Below are 18819 nucleotides of genomic sequence, written 5' to 3'. Positions count from 1 at the left end.
TGCCTAACAAGGATAAAAGTTGATTGCTGCTACCGAAAAAAGGCGATCTGGTTGGTAAGCGCAATCAATGTGCCATTTGGTGACCAAATCCGCGCTTGCTGGTCGCTCATGCCGTTCCGCACCCGATCGCTGTCACTTTCGACGAGAATAGGCGCATCGCCGATCGCCGCAAGCTCGTCTTCGGTCGCAAATAGCGAGAAACTATAGGAAACCGTAGAGCTGAACCGCGGCATGTTTCCCAAAAAGAAAGTGCGCGGCATTGGCACGTCCGAAATCGTCACCAACCCCTTGATATCGAGCGGCCTCGCGTCGGATTCGCGGATCCACACGGCACTGCGCGGCACCTCCTGGGCGGTAAATGGCGCGCCATCGGCAATGCGCTGGTCGTAGTGGCCGAACCAGCGGGGTCCCATGCCAGGAGGAAAGGCGAGGGTTGTGACCTCATTTGCCGGTTTGATGTCCGGCATTGTCGGTTTGAAATCGATATCGGTCTCGACCCGTTCGGACATGACGATGTCTGCGCTGAAGAGCAGCGCGCCATCGGCCGCATCCTGATGGATATGGACCCGAAAAAAAACCGGTGCGTTTACGCTGGCTCAACACATCGACACAGACGAAAACCGTCTCGCCCTTGATTGCCGCGAGGAAAATCGCGTTGATACTGGCAAGCGTCGCATCGGGTTGCGCTTCTTGCGTCACCGCTTCGACCGCGAGTGCCAAGGCCCAGCCACCAAAGGCGCTGTCCATATTCCAAAACACATCGGTGACGGGCCTTGAATATCGGCCATCGCCATGCGCGGTCAGCATAGTCTCTTCGTCGAGCGCAAAACCCATCATGATCTCCTGAAACGGTTGGCTATTTTCATATGCAGGAGATCGGCGTTGGACAATCACCGATGCCGCGCAGCTGATCTGCAAATATGTTGATCAGATACAAAAAGGGCGACCCGCAGGCCGCCCTTCTTGATTGGGTTTTCCTCGAAACCTTAGCGCGAATAGAATTCGACGACCAAGTTCGGTTCCATCTTCACCGGATAAGGCACTTCATCGAGTGTCGGGATCCGCGTGAACACGACCTTGGATGTGCCATCGGGCACAACATATTCCGGTGTTTCGCGTTCGTTGAGGCTCTGTGCTTCAAGAACCAGGGCCATTTCCTGGGCCTTGGAACGCAGCGTGATCTCGTCGCCAGGACGGATCCGGCGCGACGGGATGTTGCACTTGCCGCCATTGACGCGGACATGGCCGTGATTGACGAGCTGGCGCGCGGCAAAAATCGTCGGTGCGAACTTGGCGCGATACACGATCATGTCGAGACGCTGTTCGAGAATGCCGATCAGGTTCTGCGAGGTATCGCCTTTCATGGCGCTCGCTTCTTTATAGGCGCGGCGGAACTGCTTTTCGGTGATGTCACCGTAATAGCCTTTCAGCTTCTGCTTGGCGCGCAGCTGCACACCGAAGTCGGAAAGCTTGCCTTTGCGGCGCTGACCGTGCTGACCAGGACCGTATTCGCGACGATTTACCGGGCTTTTCGGACGACCCCAGATGTTTTCGCCCATCCGGCGATCGAGTTTATACTTGGCGCTTTTGCGCTTTGACATTGTCTGTCTCCAATTCGCGTTTATGTCGTTCCCGGAACCGCACCGAACAGCCTGCTGCTGAACGCGGCCACCGCTTCACCGGGGTGCAGGGCCAATTGCGAAGGCGCGCATGTGGCTGCTGAACGGGGTAAAGTCAAGGCTTTTGGAGCTACCGGAACACTACGGAATTGGCGAGAAACCGGATGTAACGCTGATGGTTCAGCATGCCCAATGGAAAAAACGCCGCACATCTGGCATATAGCTGCCGAAGAATAGGGGGCTTCCAATGAAAAAGATCTTGCTTGCGACCAGCTTAGCCGGTGTTTTTGCGGTTTCACAAAGTGCAGCGATGGAGACGCGCAGTGACGGGCCATCGGCCGAAACGCTGGCGATGCTCGATCCCGTGCGCCGCGCTGTGGCGCTATGCAGCCAACGGAGCGGCATAAGCACGCTCGATACGCGTCTGAAACTCGCCACTGCGATGACCATGGCCGACGCGGGATCCGACGTGATGCCACTGTTCGATGATCTGCCCGAATTCCAACTTTCAGCAGATTCCGAGAGCGATATGGTGCGGGGCTATTTCACCCAGGGCATCATGCTCACTTACGGCTTCAACCATCACGCCGCGATCCGATCCTTCCAGGCAGGCCAGGCACTCGAACCCGACTGTGCGATGTGCTTCTGGGGCGAAGCCTTGGCACTTGGCCCGAATATCAACGCGCCGATGATGCCAGAAGCGGTGGCGCCAGCAGTTGCCGCACTAAACCGCGCTGTCGAATTGCGGGACAACGCATCTCCGGAAGGCCAGGCGCTTATTGATGCCCTGGCCCAGCGTTATTCAGACGCGCCGGACGCAGATCGCGCCGCGCTCGATCTTGCTTATGCCAATGCCATGCTCGAGGTTGCAGCACGCTTTCCAGAGAATGATGAGATCGCTGTCTTGGCGGCCGAAGCGGCGATGGATACGAGCCCCTGGGATTATTGGGAACCGGGCGGCCAGGTGAGCCGCGGACTGGTTGGCGATGGCCTGCAGCTGATCGAAACCGTGCTCGATCGCAATCTCTCGCATCCCCAGGCGGCGCATCTTTACATCCATCTTATGGAAAATAGCGGCGATCCGACCCGGGCTGAGGCGGCTGCCGATCGCCTGGCCGAATGGATTGCGCCATCCTCCGGGCATCTCAACCATATGCCGGCGCATATCTATTATCGCATCGGGCGCTATGCCGATTCCATTCGCGTCAACATTACCGCGACGCGGGCCGATGAAGATTATCTGGCGAGCGTTGGCGATGATGGCCTGTACCGTTTCGGCTATTATCCGCACAATGTGCACTTCATTGTGACGTCCGCGCAGATGGCGGGTGACATGCCCACCGCCATACGCGAGTCGGTTCGTCTGCAGCGTGTCCTGAGCGCTGACATTGCGGCCCAAATGGCCTGGGTTCAGCCGATCCATGCAGCCCCCTATATGGCCGCTGCGCAATTTGCGACACCGGAGCGGATTTTGGAGATGCGCGAAGCGGATTCGCGCCTGCCATATGTGGTAGCGATTCGGCATTATGCGCGGGCAACAGCCTATGCGCAGCTCCGCGATGCCGAAGGATTTGCCCGCGAGCTGGAGGCGCTCAACACCATTCGGGCTGAGCATGATCTGTCGCTAATGGTCGAACAGGGGGTTCCTGGCCCTGAACTCCTGACCCTGGCCGAAGCCGTGGTGCGCGCGCGGTTCGCCTATGGCAATGGTAATTATGATGAGGCAGTCACACTATATCGGGAGGCGATCGCGCTCCAGGACGCGCTGCCCTACACCGAGCCGCCCTATTGGTATTATCCAGTAGATCAGTCACTTGGCGCGGCCCTGCATCAGGCTGGGCGGCATGATGAAGCCAAGGACGCCTTCATGGCAGCACTGGTCCGCGCACCGGCCAATGGCTGGGCGCTATATGGCCTTGCAGAGACCGAACGCGCGCTCGGAAATGAAGTCGAGGCGGCTGCCGCTGATGCAGCGCTTGAACGGGTATGGCTGGGCTCGGATAACTGGCTCAATATGGATCGGCTCTAGTCGCGCGGTTCCGTTAGAATCGCTTCTCGACATTCACTCCCGACCGGTTAGAGACGCTGCCCATGACCGATGTAAAATCTGTCGACGAGACCGTCGATCCCGCCGATACGAGCACGATGGCCGAAGTCCGGGAGGGCGTGGACGCTATCGATCGCGCACTCGTCACGCTGATGGCGCGACGCTTCGGCTATATGGATGCGGCGGCACGGATCAAACCCACGCGCGATACGGTTCGCGACGAAGAGCGGAAGGCGGATGTCATCGCCAATGTGAAGGCCTATGCGGCTGAGCTCGGCGTACCGGTACCTTTGGCGGCGGCGCTATGGGAATTGCTGGTCGAGAACTCGATCGCGTACGAATTCATACGCTACGACGATATCCGGGACTAACGCTTCTTCTCGATTGCCGATAATACCCCCCGCAAGGCTTGGACGTCCGGCGCGGTCCATTCGGGCTTGGTGAGGATCGTCCGCAAATTGCGCTTGGTCGTCGGAGTCCGATCGGGCGGGAAGAAATAGCCGGTCGGTTCCAGCACTTTTTCGAGATGTTCGATCAGCGCTTCCAGATCCTTGTGCGGCGCAGGGGGAAGGCGGTCCTTCTCGGTGGGAATGGCGAGGTCGGCGCCTTTCGACCATTCATAGGCCAGCAGGATGACCGCCTGGGCCAGGTTGAGCGACCCGAATTCCGGATTGATCGGCACGGTGACGATCGTATTGGCCAGGGCGACATCTTCGGCATCGAGGCCAGAGCGTTCCGGTCCAAACAGCAGTGCTGATGGCGCGTCGAGAGACCGGATATTGGCGGCACAGATTTCAGGCGTCACGACCGGCTTGTCGAGCCCGCGTTTGCGGACCGTTGTGGCGTAGATATGGCCGCAATCGGCCACGGAATCGGCCACGGTATCAAACAGCTGCGCATTTTCGAGCACCATGTCTGCGCCAGAGGCGGCTGGAAACGCATCGGGGTTCGGCCAACCGTCCCGCGGGCTGACGATCCGCATCTCGCTCAGCCCGAAATTGAGCATCGCCCGCGCCGCCTTGCCGATATTCTCGCCAAGCTGCGGGCGGACAAGGACGATTTTGGGGAGTGGCGACCCCTTGTGACCCGCTTGTCCCGAGCGTAGTCGAGGGGCTGGGTCGAGCGAAGCCGAGACCGTCTTCTCCCTCTCTAACGGCGGTATGGCAGCACGATTCAGCGCATCCCAATCGCCATCAATCAGCGCTTCTTTTTTTGCACGCGACCATTTTTTGATCCGAGCTTCCGCGTTTTTCGCTTCATCGCGCGACGGGAAGTCTTGAGACCATACTAATTCAACGGGAAGGCGTTCGCTGGTATAGCCTTTGAACGCGCCTGATTGATGCTCGGCGATACGACGCTCAAGATTGTCGGTGTGGCCAGTGTAATAATGCTGATCGGCGCAACGCAGGATATAGGCGTAGAAGGTCATTTGGATCTCTTGAAGATCTCGGCTTCGCTCGATCTGGTCCTTCGACTACGCTCAGGATAGGCGGGGTTGGGGCGGTCAGGATAGGCGGAGTTGGGGAGTGGCGATTGCGCACCGCCCGCTTGTCCCGAGCGTAGTCGAGGGGCTGGGTCGAGCGAAGCCGAGACCCTATCCTCCCTCTCGGACGGCGGTATGGCTGTCGAGATGCTCACTCTTCGAACAGATCTTTCACCGTGCCCGCGAACTCCTCGAAATCCTTGGCCTCGCGGAAGTCCTTATAGACGCTGGCAAAACGGATATAGGCGACGCTGTCGAGCTGTTGCAGGCCTTCCATGACCATCTCGCCAATCCGGCTGGACTGGATCTCGGTGTCACCACTGGTTTCGAGCTGGCGCTGGATACCCGAGACCAGCTGGTCGATTTGCTCCAGCTCAACGCCGCGTTTGCGACAGGCGAGTGAGACCGAGAGATGGAGCTTGTCGCGATCGAAACTTTCGCGCCGGTCCTTGCTTTTGATCACGGTCAGTTCGCGCAGCTGGATCCGCTCAAAGGTCGTGAAGCGCGCCGCGCAGCTCTCGCACTGGCGACGCCGGCGGATTGTGGCGCCGTCTTCGGTGGGCCGGCTGTCCTTTACCTGGCTGCTGTCATGGGCACAGAAAGGGCAGCGCATCGATCGGCTTTAGAGTTCGGGGTAGATCGGGAAACGATCGCACAGCGCTTCGACACGCGTGCGGACTTCGGCTTCGACGGCGGGATCGCCATCTTCGCCCTTGTCGCGCAGGCCATCGAGTACATCGGCGACCATATCGGCAATTTCGCGGAACTCGGCCGGACCGAAGCCGCGTGTCGTGCCCGCAGGCGAGCCAACCCGAATGCCGCTGGTCTTTGCCGGCGGAAGCGGATCGAAGGGCACGCCATTCTTGTTGCAGGTGATCCCGGCGCGCTCCAGTGCCTCATCGGCGTCCCGGCCGGTGACGCCAAGCGGGCGCAGGTCGATGAGCGCAAGATGCGTATCTGTGCCACCGGCAATCACATCGGCACCGCGCTCTTTCAGCCGGCTCGCCAGTGCCTTGGCATTTTCGATCACGGCTGCGGAATAGCTCTTGAATTCTGGCCGCAAGGCTTCGCCAAAGGCCACGGCCTTGGCAGCGATAACATGCATAAGCGGGCCGCCCTGTAGTCCCGGGAAGACGGCGGAATTGATCTTCTTCGCGATTGCTTCGTCATCGGTCATCACCATGCCACCGCGCGGACCACGCAAGGTCTTGTGCGTTGTCGTGGTGACGATATGGGCATGACCGAACGGTGTCGGATGGACGCCTGCGGCCACGAGGCCAGCGAAATGCGCCATGTCCACCATCAGATAGGCACCCACCATATCGGCGATTTCCCGGAAACGCGCGAAATCGATGATACGCGGATAAGCCGAACCACCGGCGATAATGAGTTTCGGCTCATGTTCCTTGGCGAGGGCCTCGACCTGATCATAGTCGATCAGATGGGTATCTTCGAGCACGCCATATTGGATGGCGTTGAACCATTTGCCTGACTGGGCTGGCTTTGCGCCATGGGTGAGATGACCACCCGCATCGAGCGACATGCCGAGGATTGTGTCTCCCGGTTTGGTAAGCGCGAGCATCACGGCGCCATTCGCCTGGGCACCCGAATGCGGTTGGACATTGGCAAAGCCGCAGCCAAACAATTCCTTGGCGCGTTCGATGGCCAGCGTCTCAACAGAATCTGACGGAGCGCAGCCCTGATAATAGCGACGCCCGGGATAGCCTTCGGCATATTTGTTGGTCAGCACCGAGCCCTGCGCTTCGAGCACTGCCTTGGAGACTATATTCTCCGACGCGATCAGCTCGATCTGCTTTTGCTGGCGGGTCAGTTCGGCTTTCAACGCGCCGGCGACGTCCGGATCACTTGCCTCCACGCGATCGGTGAAGAACCCGTCCGGCTGGACATCGTTGAGATTGGCAGGGTTGGTGCTCATGCGACTTCCTTCGAAACGGCGGACGAGGGGGTTGGGTTGGACAGCTTGTCGACGCGGCGCTGATGGCGATCGCCACCAAATTCGGTCGACAGGAATGCGGCGAGGCAGTCTTTCGCGGTTTCGATCCCGATCAGCCGGGCGCCCATGGCAATGACATTGGCGTCGTTATGCTCGCGCGACAGGCGCGCTGCGAGATTGTCGGATACGAGCGCGCAACGACAGGCCGGGTTGCGATTGACGGCCATGGAGATGCCAATGCCTGAACCGCACAGCGCGACGCCGAATTGTTCGTCGCCAGCGGCGATCGCTTCAGCAAGGGCATAGCCATAATCGGGATAGTCGACAGATTGGTGATTGTGCGGACCAAGATCCGTCACATCATGGCCCTGTTCCTCGAGCCAGGCGACAAGCGCTGCCTTCAGCTCAATGGCTGCGTGATCCGATGCGATGACAATGCTGTGCGACATACGGGGCCTCCGTCGGCGGTGCGACTGCCCATTTAGTCGTGCTGGACGATCTACGCCACCACCCATTGTGGTTTTTTCCACATGAACGCGCTGTCAGGCTGGAATTAATCCTCGAACCCGACGAAGCGCACCGTCTCGTCGAGCGGCTTGCGGTGCGAATAGACGGCATTGGCCGGGAAGTCCGGATCAGGATAGCCCATCGCGACGCAAATCATGATGACCTGGTCATCGGGCACGCCGGCATGTTCGCGGACAACCGGCGACTGCATGATGCCCTGGCTGTTGATCACGCAGCCCAAGCCCCGCGACCAGGCCGCCGTGACGAGCGCGTTCGTGACCGCGCCGCAATCGAAGGGCGCGATGTCCGATCCCAGAATCACTTTATCATATGTGACAACGACAGAGACCGGTGCATCGAACTGGCGGAAGCCGCGCAATACCCAATCTTGCCGGCCTTCTTTGTCTTCGCGCTCAATACCCATTGCGCCAAACAGCTGTTTCGCAATCTCGATCTGGCGACCACGATGTTCGTCCGGCACTTTGTTGAAACTGCGGAACTCGCGAGAATCTGGTTTGCCAGCGAGAATGCCCTCGGTGTTGCCCGTGCGGATCGCATCGAGGGGATCGCCCGTCACGACGGTGAAGTTCCAGCACTGATTATTGAAGCTGGACGGCGCGCGGCAGGCGAGCTCGATAATCTCTTCCATCGTCTCGCGCGTCACGGGCTTATCGCTGAAGCCACGGATGCTTCTACGGCCTCTAACTACCTCATCATATTCCATAAATGCGCCTCTCGCTGAACCGGTTTAGATGCTCAATGTCGTTTCTTGGGGAGAATGCAAGGACGGATTGGGAATTGGGCTACGTCCGTCAGTGACCCTTTCAGGCCGCGAGGCGCAGCTCCATCCGGTCCCAAATCTCGACCAGTGCCTTGGTGAGATCGCGCATCATTGCTTCATTATGGGTTGGCCCCGGGGTGAAGCGGAGACGCTCGGTACCGCGCGGTACGGTGGGATAGTTGATCGGCTGAACATAGCAGCCATATTCGGCGAGCAGGATGTCGCTGATCCGCTTCGCCTTGATCGGATCGCCAACCATCAGCGGAACGATATGGGTTGTCGTGTCCATCACCGGCAAGCCGGCCTCAGAGAACATTGATTTGAGCATGGCGGCAGATGCCTGCTGCGCCTCACGCTCTTCGCTCGATGCTTTGAGATGTTTGACGCTGGCAAGAGCACCGGCGACAAGAACCGGTGACAGGCTCGTCGTGAAGATGAAACCGGGCGCATAGCTGCGGATTACATCGACGATCATCTTGTCGGCCGCGATATAGCCGCCCATCACGCCAACCGCCTTGGCAAGCGTACCTTCGATAATCGTTACGCGGTCAGCGACACCGTCGCGATCCGTGATGCCGCCACCGTGTTCGCCATACATGCCGACGGCATGGACTTCGTCGCAATAGGTGAGGGCGTTATATTTGTCGGCCAGATCGCAAATCTCGGAGATCGGCGCGACATCGCCGTCCATTGAATAGACGCTTTCGAACGCGATCAGCTTGGGTGTTTCCGGATCTTCGGCGGCCAGCAACTCCTCGAGATGTTCAAGATCATTGTGGCGCCAGACATGTTTTTCGCAGCCGGCGTTGCGGATGCCCGCGATCATTGACGCATGGTTGAGTTCGTCGGAAAATACGACGCAACCGGGCAGGAGTTTGCCCAGCGTCGTCAGCGTTGCTTCATTCGAGATATAGCCTGACGTGAACAGCAGGGCGGTTTCCTTGCCGTGCAAGTCGGCCAGCTCTTCTTCCAGCTCGATATGATAATGTGTGTTGCCGCCAATATTGCGCGTGCCACCGGATCCGGCGCCCACGTCATGGAGCGCTTCTTCCATGGCTTCGATCACCTTGGGATGCTGGCCCATCGACAGATAATCGTTCGAGCACCAGACGGTAATCGGCTTGGGGCCGTTATGGCCGGCAAAGCAGCGGGCATTGGGAAATGCGCCCTTGTTCCGCAGAATATCGATGAAAACCCGGTAACGGCCTTCTTCATGAAGCCGCTCAATGGCCTTCGAAAATACGCGCTGATAGTCCAAAACGATTCCCCGCGATTGGCGTTTCGGGTGATGTAATGGCTGGAATCGGCCATTTCCAGCGCGAACGACTCGCAATAAGCCTAAAGTGTTTCGAGCCGGGTCAGTCCATATTCGGCAAGCCCGGCGCGCAGCGGCTCAATGTCGCTTCCGTCAGAGATGAATATTCCTGTGCCAGGCCGCGTTTCTGCGGGCCAGGGCTGGCCCTCGGTCAGGTGTGCGACCCGGCGGGCGATCCCATCACCGCCATGGACAAAGCGGACCGGGCGGGGTGCGGCGGCGGCAAGCTCTTCTTCGATCAGCGGAAAATGGGTGCAGGCGAGAACGATCGTGTCGATATTTTCGCCGCCAGCCTGGCTGAACAGTCCGTCCAGGACCGCCGCATAGTCGCTCGCCGGTGCTGTTTGACCGCGCAGTTTCTGCTCGGCGAGCGCAACCAACCGGTGGCTGCCGTGCCGGATCACCGTGCAATCGGCCGCAAATTCGCGGGAGAGATTGTCGACATAGGGTTGGCGAACGGTCGATTCTGTTCCGAGCACGCCAATGGTGCGGGTCTCAGACAGAGCGGCGGCGGGCTTGATCGCCGGCACTGTGCCAACGATCGGGATGGCGAGCGCGGTGCGCACGGGTTCGAGCGCGATGACCGATGCTGTGTTGCACGCGATCACGGCGAGCCGTGCATCGACATGCTCGACCAGACGACCAAGCAGAGCCGGGACGCGCGCGGCGAGTTCGGCTTCCGGTTTCTGGCCATAGGGAAAGCCGGCCTGGTCTAGCGCATAGGCAATGGGCGCATGCGGCAATAGCGCGCGGACTGGCTCAAGGATTGATAATCCTCCGACTCCTGTGTCGAGTAATAGTATAGGTTGGTCTGGCTGCATCACGCCTTGCCATATGGCGAAGCGCTCCGTGCTGCAACGCATCGAATATTGCACCGCGTTTGCGCCATGGACTCAAGATGTTATGACAATGACTTACGGCGATTGGAGAAAGAATCATTTTCGATAACGCGCTCTGGCTTGCCCCTGCATCGGCCCTGCTTTTTGGTTATCTGCTCGGTTCGATTCCGTTCGGCCTGGTGTTGACCAAAGTGACCGGGGCAGGGGATCTGCGCGCTATCGGGTCTGGCAATATCGGCGCGACGAATGTTTTGCGGACGGGGAATAAGGGCCTTGCCGCGGCAACGCTGCTGCTCGATGTCGCCAAAGGATATCTCGCTGTTACGCTGGCACCTTTGCTGGGCGCCAGTCCGGCCGACGCCATGCCGCTCGCGGCGATCGGTGCCTTTGTCGGCCATTGCTATCCGGTTTGGCTCAAATTCAATGGCGGCAAGGGCGTGGCGACATTGCTCGGCATCGCCGTCGCGTTTGGCTGGATTTATCTAGCGGTCTTTGCGACCGTCTGGCTCGGCATTGTTGCCATTTTCAGAATATCTTCGCTTGGGGGAATGAGTGCCGCCTTGGCTCTACCCGTTACGGCTATATTCCAGAACAACAGCCAACAGATGTTTCTGTTTGCTGGTCTGGCGCTGCTGGTGCTGTGGAAGCATCGCAGCAATATCGGCCGCTTGATACGGGGTCAGGAACCAAAGGTCGGCGCATCCAAGAATGAGTGACGCGGAGCGGGCGGCCAAACTCAGGCTGGCCCGCTCGCGCAATATCGGCCCGGTTACCTATCGTCAGCTGCTCGCCCGTTTTCCCTCTGCACAGGACGCGATCGAAGCGATCCCGGATCTCGCCCGGCGCGGCGGCGGGCGCGCACCGCAACTTGCCGACATGCGGTTGATCGAGGCTGAAATGGCAGAGGTGGAGCGACTCGGTGCGAGTTACTTGTTCCTCCATACGCCGCCCTATCCGCCGCCGCTTGGCGAGATTGGTGCCGCCCCGCCCGTGCTGATCGTTCGGGGCGACCTGACACTGTTGGCCAAGCCGATTGTCGGGATGGTTGGTGCGCGCAATGCTTCTGCTGCTGCCCGACGGTTTGCGCGAGAGCTGGCCTTTGCCTTGGGTGATGCCGGCTATGTCGCAGCATCGGGCCTGGCGCGGGGGATCGACACCGCAGTCCATCACGGTTCGATCGATAGCGGCACTATCGCGGTAATCGCGGGAGGGATCGACATATTCTACCCGCCGGAGAATCAGGATCTCCAGCTCGATATTGCGGAGCGCGGCGTATTGGTCGCCGAACAACCACCCGGCAGCGAACCGAAGGCGCGGCACTTTCCCTATCGCAACCGGATCATTGCCGGCCTTGGTATGGGTGTGATTGTCGTTGAAGCCGCACCCAAATCCGGATCGCTGATTACAGCGCGCCAGGCCAATGAATTCGGTCGCGAGGTGATGGCCGTGCCGGGTTCGCCCCTCGATCCCAGGGCTCAAGGATGCAACCAGCTCATCCGTGATGGCGCTAACCTGATCCAGACCGTCGATGACGTGTTGGAGATTTTGCAGCCCTTTGGCAGTGCCGGTGCCGAACAGCCCGAGATACGGTATCGGCCCGAGAAAGTGTCAGCCGATGTCGAACCTCATGAACGCTCCACGGTGACGGAACTGCTGGGCCCAGTTCCGGTGACTGTGGACGAAATCATCCGGCAGTCTGGCATTGCGCCTAATGTGGTTCAGACAGTGCTACTAGAGCTCGAACTGGCCGGACGGTTGGAGCGCCATGCAGGAGGGAAGGTGAGTCTTGAACAACAGCCATGATTCAAAGTTTGAGATTTCGGATGTCCTCGAAGACACTGTGCGACTGTTTGAGGACGGCTGGCGGGTCTTGCTCGCTGTCACTGGGATTGCTGCGATCGGATATACGCTAATCGAAGTCTCGGTCGATCCGGATGACATATTCAGCGTCCAAAACCTGTTCGGTTTCGTTGTTCTCTATTTGCAGATCTATGCGATTGTTTGGATGGCGCGTAGGCGTGGACTTCTCGACAATCGCTCGCATGACGACGGCAGCCCGACAATAGGTGCCTATTTTCGCGTGGTCGGTCAGTCGATACTTGCGTCGATTGCGATCATCTTCGGCCTGGCGCTGCTCGTCGTACCGGGTATCTGGTTGATGACAATCTGGTTTGTAATCCTGCCAATACTCTTGATTGAAAACGAACCGGTGATGGATTGCTTCGGACGTAGCCGGGAATTGGTCACCCCCAATTTTTGGAAGGTGCTGGTCCTTCTGGCCTTGTGGCTAGGGGCCTATGTTGGTGCCGCCGGCGCTTTGGTCTTCTTCGCGCCATTTCCGGAAGAATATAGTTTTACCGCGAATTTCCCGCTAAATTTTTTGGTGCAAGCTGTGACCACGCTCGGCTGGGTCTTGGCCCTTGCTGCCTATATTCAACTCACAAATCTGGCTGATGAAAACAGTGTCGAAGATGTCTTTGCTTGACGAACTGGATTTGCATCCCATCCTCGTGCGCGTATGAGAGCCCGGCCAGATTTGAGAGAAACGTCCGACCTATGAAACTTGTAGTTGTAGAATCGCCGGCCAAGGCGAAGACCATCGAAAAATATCTTGGCGGCGATTATCGCGTGCTCGCATCCTACGGCCATGTCCGGGATTTACCGCCCAAGGATGGCTCTGTGGATCCCGAAAATGACTTTGCCATGAAGTGGCAAGCCTATGGCGACAAGACCAAGCAGCTCAAGGCGATCACCGACGCGGCAAAGGATGCCGATGAACTGATTCTCGCGACTGATCCGGATCGCGAAGGGGAGGCAATCAGCTGGCATGTCCAGGAGGTCCTGCAGAAGCGCAAGGCACTGCCCGGCAAGGTCGAACGCGTTGCTTTTAATGCAATAACCAAGGCGGCCGTGCTCGATGCGATCGCCAATCCGCGCGGCCTGGATAATGATTTGGTCGACGCCTATCGCGCTCGGCGCGCGCTCGATTATCTCGTCGGCTTCACCCTCTCGCCGGTGCTTTGGCGTAAGCTTCCCGGCGCTCGCTCCGCCGGCCGCGTGCAATCGGTTGCGCTCAAATTGGTGGTCGAACGCGAGCGCGAAATCGAAGCATTCACGCCGCAGGAATATTGGTCGATTACCGCTGCCATGGAGCAGGACGGTACGGCATTCACCGCACGGCTCGTCCGCTGGAAAGGCGAGAAGATCGATCGTCTGTCGGTTAGCAGTGAAGGCGATGCGATGGCCGCCAAGGCCGATGTCGAAGCCGGCGCGTTCAAGATTGTCTCGGTTGAAACCAAGCCGCTCACACGAAATCCGCCGCCGCCATTCACCACCTCGACCATGCAGCAGGAAGCGGCGCGCAAGATGGGTTTCGCCGCGAGCCACACCATGCGGATCGCCCAGCAGCTCTACGAAGATGGCGCGATCACCTATATGCGGACGGACGGTGTGCAGATGGATGGCTCGGCCATCTCGGCGGCTCGTGGTGCGATCGCCAATCGCTATGACGCGAGCTATGTTCCGGACAGTCCGCGCGTCTACAAGACCAAGGCGAAGAACGCACAGGAAGCGCATGAAGCGATACGACCAACCGATTTCTCCCGCGACAAGGCTGGCGGCGGTGATCATGCGCGGCTCTATGAACTGATCTACAAGCGCGCGCTGGCCAGCCAAATGGCATCGGCCCGGCTTGAGCGGACCACCGTGCAGATGGAAGAGGGCACCGGCCAGACGGCCCTGCGCGCTACCGGACAGGTTGTGAAATTCCCGGGCTTCATGGCGCTCTACACCGAGGGTCGCGACGATGATGGCGATGAGGATTCAAAACTCCTGCCGATGATGAGCGAAGGCGATGCACCGGCCAAGAAGAGTGTCGATGCCGAACAGCATTTCACCCAGCCGCCGCCGCGCTATTCCGAAGCCAGTCTCGTCAAGAAGATGGAAGAGCTCGGTATCGGCCGGCCATCGACCTATGCGTCGATCCTGAAAACGCTCAAGGATCGCGAATATGTCCGGGTCGATAAGAACCGCTTCTATCCGGAAGAGAGCGGTCGGCTCGTCACTTCGTTCCTCCAGCGCTTTTTCGAACGCTATGTCAGCTATGATTTCACCGCCGGCCTCGAAGAAGAGCTCGATGATATTTCCGGTGGCCGCGCGGAGTGGAAAGAGATCCTCCAGGCCTTTTGGCAGGACTTCAAACCCAAGACTGATGAGGTAATGGAACAGAAGCCGTCGGATATCACCGCCGAGCTCGATAAGTTTCTGGAACCATTGTTGTTTCCGGAAAAAGAGGACGGATCCGATCCGCGCCTTTGTCCGCGCTGTAATGAAGGTAAATTGGCGCTACGCGGTGGTCGCTATGGCGCCTTTATCGCCTGCTCTAACTATCCGGAATGCAAATTCACCCGTCAGTTTGGTCAGCGTGGCGCGAACCAGGACGATCATGGCGCGGACGAGATCCTCGGCAAGGATCCGGAAACCGATCAGGATATCGAATTCAAGACGGGGCGATTTGGTCCCTATGTCCAACGCGGCGAAGCCAAGGAAGCCAAGCGCGCCTCCATTCCCAAGGATGTCGCGCGCGCCGATGTCGATCTGGAAATGGCGCTCAAATTATTGTCGCTGCCGCGCATCGTTGGCGAGCATCCCGAGACGGGCAAGGATATCGAGGCGGCGATCGGTCGCTATGGCCCCTATCTTCGTCATGACGGGAAATATGCAAAGCTCGAGACCACGGCTGAAGTGTTCGACATCGGGATGAATGCGGCGGTGGTGAAGATTGCCGAAGCCAAGACCAAGGGCGGACGCGGGCGCGGCCAGCGCGAACCGCTGAAAATTCTCGGCAAGCATCCGCGCACCGAAGAAGAGATCAAGCTGATGGACGGACGGTACGGTCCTTATGTCACTGATGGCACGACCAATGCGACGATCCCGAAAACGGTCGACAAGGATGAGCTCACGCTGGAAGAGGCTGCGCAGCTGATCGATGAACGCGCGGCAAAAGGCCCGGCGAAGAAGCGCAAGCGCAAAAAGGCACCGGCCAAGAAAAAGCCAGCGGCGAAGAAAAAGCCGGCCGCCAAGAAGAAACCGGCGGCTGAGGACGAAGCCTAGCTGCCGAGATTTCCCATCAGCATGTAGGCGATCCAGCCGCCAAGCGCGATGATGACAAGCCATGTCAGGATCACGCCGAGCGCGCGTGGCAAAGGCGGTCCGCCGCCTTCTTTCTGCTTCATGTAAAGCCCCATGGCGTGCATGACCCGGGCGAACAGGAACGTTCCGGCGATGATCATCAGGCCCATATGATCGGCGCGGCTCATCTCCAGTAGCGCAACCATGATGATCACGATCGGCGCATGCTCGGCGAGATTTCCGTGCGCCCTACTGGCGCTTATCAAGCGCTGATCATCACCAGTGCCAAAGGCTTGCTGGGTGCGGAAGCGCGAACGTACTGTGTCGATTGCCAGCAGCAGCAGAAGCGCGGCAAGTGCGGCGGTCAGCGCGGCGGTTACGGGTAATGTCATGGGCGGTCTCCCCTAAAAAGTGATGAGCCGATCATCCCCAAGGCCGGTCATCAGGCCGACCAGACCTCCGGCTTCAACGCCCGGGCCCAGCTGACCGATCTCCAATCCTGCCAGCGCCATCCCACCCTGACAAGCGATCAGCTTGACGCCGAGGTGGGTAGATTCCAGCCGGATTTGCGCCAATGTCGGTAGGCCAGCGGCATGGCGATCGGCATCGCCGGGCGCTCCCGACGCGTCCGCCAATTGAGCGACCGCGCGACCTTCAAAGAATATCCGCGCATCGCCACCGGTCGCTGCCTGCGCCGCTGCGATCGCCAGCGCGGAATAAAAACGCTCCGGATCGGTGCTCGCAAGGATAATGGTCAGTCCGCGCATGTCGGGCATCCTGGATCTTTGGGAAGGGACAGGGTTCGGGCCCGCAAATTGAGCGCATCGAACAGCAGCAGCTTGCCGGCCATGTCCTCGCCGAAGCCGGTAATCTGCCGGATTGCTTCCATCGCCGCCATGCTGCCCATGATACCGGCGAGCGCTCCCAGCACACCCTGGTCCGCACAGCTCACATCGGGTTGATCGGGACTGCTGCCAACGAAGCAGCGATAGCAGGGCTTGTCGGCTTCCCAGCCGCGGAACACGGCTAGCTGGCCTTCGAACTGCCCGATTGCTGCTGAAACAAGTGGGACGCGAGCCTTGAGGGCCGCATCGGCGACCAGCAGGCGCGTTTCGAAATTATCGGATCCGTCGACGATCAGCGTTGCGCCCTTGAGAAATCCTTCGATCCGTTCGTCGGTAAGTCGGGCATGGATCGGTTCGACGGTTACGTCTGGATTGAGCTTGGCTATAGCCGCACTCGCGCGGCTAACCTTGGCTGCCCCGATATCATCGCTGCCGAACAGCGTCTGGCGCTGGAGATTGGAGAGGGCGACGGCATCATCATCGATTATGCGAAGCGTCCCAACACCGGCTGCCGCCAGATACTGGATCAGGGGCGATCCGATGCCACCTGCGCCGACAATGGCGATTGTGGCTTCGAGCAGCTTCTTCTGCCCGTCGCCGCCAATTTCTTTCAGGACAATATGGCGCGCATAGCGCTCCAGCTGGTCGTCACTGAGGTTCATCGACCCGTGGAGCCGAACCCGCCAGATCCCCGTTCTGTGTCGTCGAGTTCGTCTACTTCCGTCATTACAGCACGCTGGACCGGCGCCGGAACAAGCTGGGCAATCCGCTCGCCGCGCAGCGCCGAAAACGTCTCGCTGCCAAGATTGGCGAGGATGACTTTCACCTCACCGCGATAATCGCTGTCGATCGTGCCGGGTGCGTTCAAGCATGTGATTCCATTTTTGAACGCTAGGCCCGAGCGCGGGCGGACCTGCACTTCATAGCCTTCAGGGATGGCAATGGCGAAACCGCTGGGCACCGCCATGCGCTCGCCCGGTTCGAGCGAGAAATCTTCGGCGGTCACAACATCCATGCCGGCAGCGCCCGCGCTCTCATAGGCGGGCATCGGCAGTCCGTCGCCATGGGGCAGGCGCTTCAGCTGGATGGTGATATCAGGCAAGGACATCGGCGATTCTTTCGGCAAGTTTCCGGGCGACATCGCTTTTCGGCATCTGTTCCCAACTCTCAACACCGGCCTCGGTGATGATGTGGACGCTATTGTCCGCGCCACCCATCACGTCGCCTGAAACATCATTGGCGATGATCCAGTCACAGCCCTTGCGGTCGAGCTTGGCCTTGGCGTGGCCAACAACCTTGTCGGTCTCCGCGGCAAATCCGATCAGGAGCTCGGGCCGTTTATCGCTGCGGCTAAGCCCGGCGAGAATATCCGGATTCTCGATCAGGTTGAGATCCGGCGGCCCGCCGGTCTCGCCTTTCTTGATTTTCCGCGGCGAGGCTTCAGCGCGCCAATCGGCAACGGCGGCCACCAAGATCGCCACGTCCGCCGGGAGCGCGGCATCGACAGCTGCCTCCATCTCAAGCGCCGTTTCAACATCGATGCGATTGACGCCGCGCGGTGTTTCCAGCGCTACCGGTCCGGAAATCAGCGAGACATTCGCGCCCAGCCGAGCAAGGGCACCAGCAATGGCATAGCCCTGCCGACCGGATGACCGGTTGGCGATATAGCGAACAGGATCAATCGGCTCGCGGGTCGGCCCCGCCGTGATCACGACACGCTTGCCGGCCAGCGGGTGTGCGCGATCCTTGGTCGAGCTTGCCAGCCAATGCTCGATTTCTGCGAAGATCGCATCGGGTTCCGGCAGGCGGCCTTCGCCAAATTCGCCACAGGCCATCGGGCCTTCGTCTGGATCGAGAACAATCACGCCATCATCGCGCAGTTGGCCAACATTGCGCTGCGTCGCTGCATGATCCCACATCCGAACATTCATCGCGGGAACCGCCATCACCTGTGTGTCGGTGGCCAGCAGCAGGGTAGTGGCAAGATCATCGGCGATGCCGGCGGCCATCTTCGCCATCAGGTCGGCTGTTGCCGGGCAGACCACGATAAGGTCAGCTTCGCGAGACAGCTGGATATGGCCCATCTCGGTTTCGTTCTTGAGATCCCAGAGACTAGAATACACTTCCGCCTCTGAAAGCGCGGCCAATGTCATCGGGGTTACAAACTGCGCACCGCCATCTGTGAGCACGCAGGTAACCCCGCCACCGGCCTTGCGGATCAGGCGAATGAGCTCGCACGACTTATAGGCTGCGATACCGCCGCCAATCACGAGCAGGATGCGTTTGCCGTTCATGGGCA

General features: G+C 59.4%; 21 protein-coding genes. 6 read left to right on the top strand and 15 right to left on the bottom strand.

Annotation, left to right across the window (positions count from 1 at the left end; translation table 11 throughout):
- Window positions 1-29: 29 nt before the first annotated feature.
- The 3 genes from HFP51_RS05935 to rpsD all read right to left on the bottom strand — a co-directional run bounded on the left by HFP51_RS05935 (window position 30) and on the right by rpsD (window position 1601).
- The gene (locus tag HFP51_RS05935) at window positions 30-509 is read right to left on the bottom strand and encodes an acyl-CoA thioesterase II (RefSeq protein WP_255454912.1); all 480 of its coding nucleotides are present in this window, start codon (window positions 507-509) and stop codon (window positions 30-32) included.
- Window positions 442-837, bottom strand: coding sequence for an acyl-CoA thioesterase domain-containing protein (locus HFP51_RS05930; RefSeq protein ID WP_176874813.1), 396 nt, complete (start codon window positions 835-837; stop codon window positions 442-444). Before HFP51_RS05930 ends, HFP51_RS05935 begins: the two co-directional genes overlap by 68 nt.
- Before the next feature lie 149 nt (window positions 838-986).
- A complete protein-coding gene (rpsD, locus tag HFP51_RS05925; RefSeq protein ID WP_176874812.1) occupies window positions 987-1601 on the bottom strand; it encodes a 30S ribosomal protein S4 in 615 nt (204 codons plus the stop codon).
- Window positions 1602-1866: 265 nt separating this feature from the next.
- Here rpsD and HFP51_RS05920 point away from each other — a divergent pair, with 265 nt between their 5' ends.
- Both HFP51_RS05920 and HFP51_RS05915 read left to right on the top strand, forming a co-directional pair.
- The gene (locus HFP51_RS05920) at window positions 1867-3648 is read left to right on the top strand and encodes a hypothetical protein (protein WP_176874811.1); all 1782 of its coding nucleotides are present in this window, start codon (window positions 1867-1869) and stop codon (window positions 3646-3648) included.
- Between the two features lie 62 nt (window positions 3649-3710).
- The gene (locus tag HFP51_RS05915) at window positions 3711-4037 is read left to right on the top strand and encodes a chorismate mutase (RefSeq protein ID WP_255454911.1); all 327 of its coding nucleotides are present in this window, start codon (window positions 3711-3713) and stop codon (window positions 4035-4037) included.
- Here HFP51_RS05915 and HFP51_RS05910 read toward each other — a convergent pair.
- The 7 genes from HFP51_RS05910 to murI all read right to left on the bottom strand — a co-directional run bounded on the left by HFP51_RS05910 (window position 4034) and on the right by murI (window position 10527).
- Window positions 4034-5095, bottom strand: a complete 1062-nt coding sequence (locus tag HFP51_RS05910) for a TrmJ/YjtD family RNA methyltransferase (RefSeq protein ID WP_176874810.1) — start codon at window positions 5093-5095, stop codon at window positions 4034-4036. The two genes, HFP51_RS05915 and HFP51_RS05910, sit on opposite strands and share 4 nt — an antisense overlap.
- A gap of 205 nt (window positions 5096-5300) precedes the next feature.
- On the bottom strand, window positions 5301-5762 hold the full coding sequence (gene nrdR / locus HFP51_RS05905; protein WP_176874809.1) for a transcriptional regulator NrdR: 462 nt from the start codon (window positions 5760-5762) through the stop codon (window positions 5301-5303).
- A gap of 9 nt (window positions 5763-5771) precedes the next feature.
- Window positions 5772-7085, bottom strand: coding sequence for a serine hydroxymethyltransferase (gene glyA, locus HFP51_RS05900; RefSeq protein WP_176874808.1), 1314 nt, complete (start codon window positions 7083-7085; stop codon window positions 5772-5774).
- A complete protein-coding gene (gene rpiB, locus HFP51_RS05895; protein ID WP_176874807.1) occupies window positions 7082-7552 on the bottom strand; it encodes a ribose 5-phosphate isomerase B in 471 nt (156 codons plus the stop codon). The genes glyA and rpiB overlap by 4 nt, the downstream gene beginning before the upstream one ends.
- A gap of 104 nt (window positions 7553-7656) precedes the next feature.
- Window positions 7657-8334 (bottom strand): nitroreductase, encoded by a 678-nt coding sequence (locus HFP51_RS05890; RefSeq protein WP_176874806.1) that lies wholly within the window; start codon window positions 8332-8334, stop codon window positions 7657-7659.
- A 100-nt stretch (window positions 8335-8434) separates the two neighbouring features.
- A complete protein-coding gene (gene hemA / locus HFP51_RS05885) occupies window positions 8435-9649 on the bottom strand; it encodes a 5-aminolevulinate synthase (protein WP_176874805.1) in 1215 nt (404 codons plus the stop codon).
- Window positions 9650-9729: 80 nt separating this feature from the next.
- On the bottom strand, window positions 9730-10527 hold the full coding sequence (gene murI, locus HFP51_RS05880; RefSeq protein WP_176876567.1) for a glutamate racemase: 798 nt from the start codon (window positions 10525-10527) through the stop codon (window positions 9730-9732).
- A 194-nt stretch (window positions 10528-10721) separates the two neighbouring features.
- On the opposite strand from murI, the gene plsY reads away from it, so the two are divergent.
- From plsY to topA, 4 genes are all read left to right on the top strand, one after another.
- Window positions 10722-11261, top strand: coding sequence for a glycerol-3-phosphate 1-O-acyltransferase PlsY (gene plsY / locus HFP51_RS05875; protein ID WP_370462952.1), 540 nt, complete (start codon window positions 10722-10724; stop codon window positions 11259-11261).
- Entirely contained in the window at window positions 11254-12348 is a 1095-nt protein-coding gene (dprA, locus tag HFP51_RS05870; protein ID WP_176874804.1) for a DNA-processing protein DprA, read from the top strand. The genes plsY and dprA overlap by 8 nt, the downstream gene beginning before the upstream one ends.
- Complete coding sequence (locus HFP51_RS05865) at window positions 12332-13030, top strand: hypothetical protein (RefSeq protein ID WP_176874803.1); 699 nt, start codon at window positions 12332-12334, stop codon at window positions 13028-13030. Before dprA ends, HFP51_RS05865 begins: the two co-directional genes overlap by 17 nt.
- Before the next feature lie 71 nt (window positions 13031-13101).
- Window positions 13102-15657: a type I DNA topoisomerase gene (topA, locus tag HFP51_RS05860; RefSeq protein WP_176874802.1), complete on the top strand. Its 2556-nt coding sequence runs from the start codon at window positions 13102-13104 to the stop codon at window positions 15655-15657.
- Here topA and HFP51_RS05855 read toward each other — a convergent pair.
- The 5 genes from HFP51_RS05855 to coaBC are packed head-to-tail and all read right to left on the bottom strand — an operon-like array spanning window position 15654 to window position 18814.
- On the bottom strand, window positions 15654-16067 hold the full coding sequence (locus HFP51_RS05855) for an MAPEG family protein (protein ID WP_176874801.1): 414 nt from the start codon (window positions 16065-16067) through the stop codon (window positions 15654-15656). The two genes, topA and HFP51_RS05855, sit on opposite strands and share 4 nt — an antisense overlap.
- 12 nt (window positions 16068-16079) lie before the next feature.
- Window positions 16080-16442, bottom strand: a complete 363-nt coding sequence (locus tag HFP51_RS05850; protein WP_176874800.1) for a DsrE family protein — start codon at window positions 16440-16442, stop codon at window positions 16080-16082.
- Window positions 16430-17182: a HesA/MoeB/ThiF family protein gene (locus HFP51_RS05845; protein ID WP_176874799.1), complete on the bottom strand. Its 753-nt coding sequence runs from the start codon at window positions 17180-17182 to the stop codon at window positions 16430-16432. Before HFP51_RS05845 ends, HFP51_RS05850 begins: the two co-directional genes overlap by 13 nt.
- Window positions 17179-17628, bottom strand: coding sequence for a dUTP diphosphatase (dut, locus tag HFP51_RS05840; protein ID WP_176874798.1), 450 nt, complete (start codon window positions 17626-17628; stop codon window positions 17179-17181). Before dut ends, HFP51_RS05845 begins: the two co-directional genes overlap by 4 nt.
- Window positions 17615-18814 (bottom strand): bifunctional phosphopantothenoylcysteine decarboxylase/phosphopantothenate--cysteine ligase CoaBC, encoded by a 1200-nt coding sequence (coaBC, locus tag HFP51_RS05835; RefSeq protein ID WP_218135326.1) that lies wholly within the window; start codon window positions 18812-18814, stop codon window positions 17615-17617. The genes dut and coaBC overlap by 14 nt, the downstream gene beginning before the upstream one ends.
- Window positions 18815-18819 lie beyond the last annotated feature (5 nt).

Source organism: Parasphingopyxis sp. CP4, assembly GCF_013378055.1.
In the GTDB taxonomy this organism is placed as follows: Bacteria; Pseudomonadota; Alphaproteobacteria; order Sphingomonadales; family Sphingomonadaceae; genus Parasphingopyxis.
The sequence above is the reverse complement of the archived record's forward strand: the minus strand, read 5'-3'. Positions and strand labels throughout refer to the sequence as shown.

Coding starts and splice junctions, on each gene's coding strand:
- HFP51_RS05935 (WP_255454912.1), bottom strand. CDS start 509: ATGTCCGAACGGGTCGAGACCGATATCGATTTCAAACCGACAATGCCG.
- HFP51_RS05930 (WP_176874813.1), bottom strand. CDS start 837: ATGATGGGTTTTGCGCTCGACGAAGAGACTATGCTGACCGCGCATGGC.
- rpsD (WP_176874812.1), bottom strand. CDS start 1,601: ATGTCAAAGCGCAAAAGCGCCAAGTATAAACTCGATCGCCGGATGGGC.
- HFP51_RS05920 (WP_176874811.1), top strand. CDS start 1,867: ATGAAAAAGATCTTGCTTGCGACCAGCTTAGCCGGTGTTTTTGCGGTT.
- HFP51_RS05915 (WP_255454911.1), top strand. CDS start 3,711: ATGACCGATGTAAAATCTGTCGACGAGACCGTCGATCCCGCCGATACG.
- HFP51_RS05910 (WP_176874810.1), bottom strand. CDS start 5,095: ATGACCTTCTACGCCTATATCCTGCGTTGCGCCGATCAGCATTATTAC.
- nrdR (WP_176874809.1), bottom strand. CDS start 5,762: ATGCGCTGCCCTTTCTGTGCCCATGACAGCAGCCAGGTAAAGGACAGC.
- glyA (WP_176874808.1), bottom strand. CDS start 7,085: ATGAGCACCAACCCTGCCAATCTCAACGATGTCCAGCCGGACGGGTTC.
- rpiB (WP_176874807.1), bottom strand. CDS start 7,552: ATGTCGCACAGCATTGTCATCGCATCGGATCACGCAGCCATTGAGCTG.
- HFP51_RS05890 (WP_176874806.1), bottom strand. CDS start 8,334: ATGGAATATGATGAGGTAGTTAGAGGCCGTAGAAGCATCCGTGGCTTC.
- murI (WP_176876567.1), bottom strand. CDS start 10,527: ATGCAGCCAGACCAACCTATACTATTACTCGACACAGGAGTCGGAGGA.
- dprA (WP_176874804.1), top strand. CDS start 11,254: ATGAGTGACGCGGAGCGGGCGGCCAAACTCAGGCTGGCCCGCTCGCGC.
- topA (WP_176874802.1), top strand. CDS start 13,102: ATGAAACTTGTAGTTGTAGAATCGCCGGCCAAGGCGAAGACCATCGAA.
- HFP51_RS05855 (WP_176874801.1), bottom strand. CDS start 16,067: ATGACATTACCCGTAACCGCCGCGCTGACCGCCGCACTTGCCGCGCTT.
- HFP51_RS05850 (WP_176874800.1), bottom strand. CDS start 16,442: ATGCGCGGACTGACCATTATCCTTGCGAGCACCGATCCGGAGCGTTTT.
- HFP51_RS05845 (WP_176874799.1), bottom strand. CDS start 17,182: ATGAACCTCAGTGACGACCAGCTGGAGCGCTATGCGCGCCATATTGTC.
- dut (WP_176874798.1), bottom strand. CDS start 17,628: ATGTCCTTGCCTGATATCACCATCCAGCTGAAGCGCCTGCCCCATGGC.
- coaBC (WP_218135326.1), bottom strand. CDS start 18,814: ATGAACGGCAAACGCATCCTGCTCGTGATTGGCGGCGGTATCGCAGCC.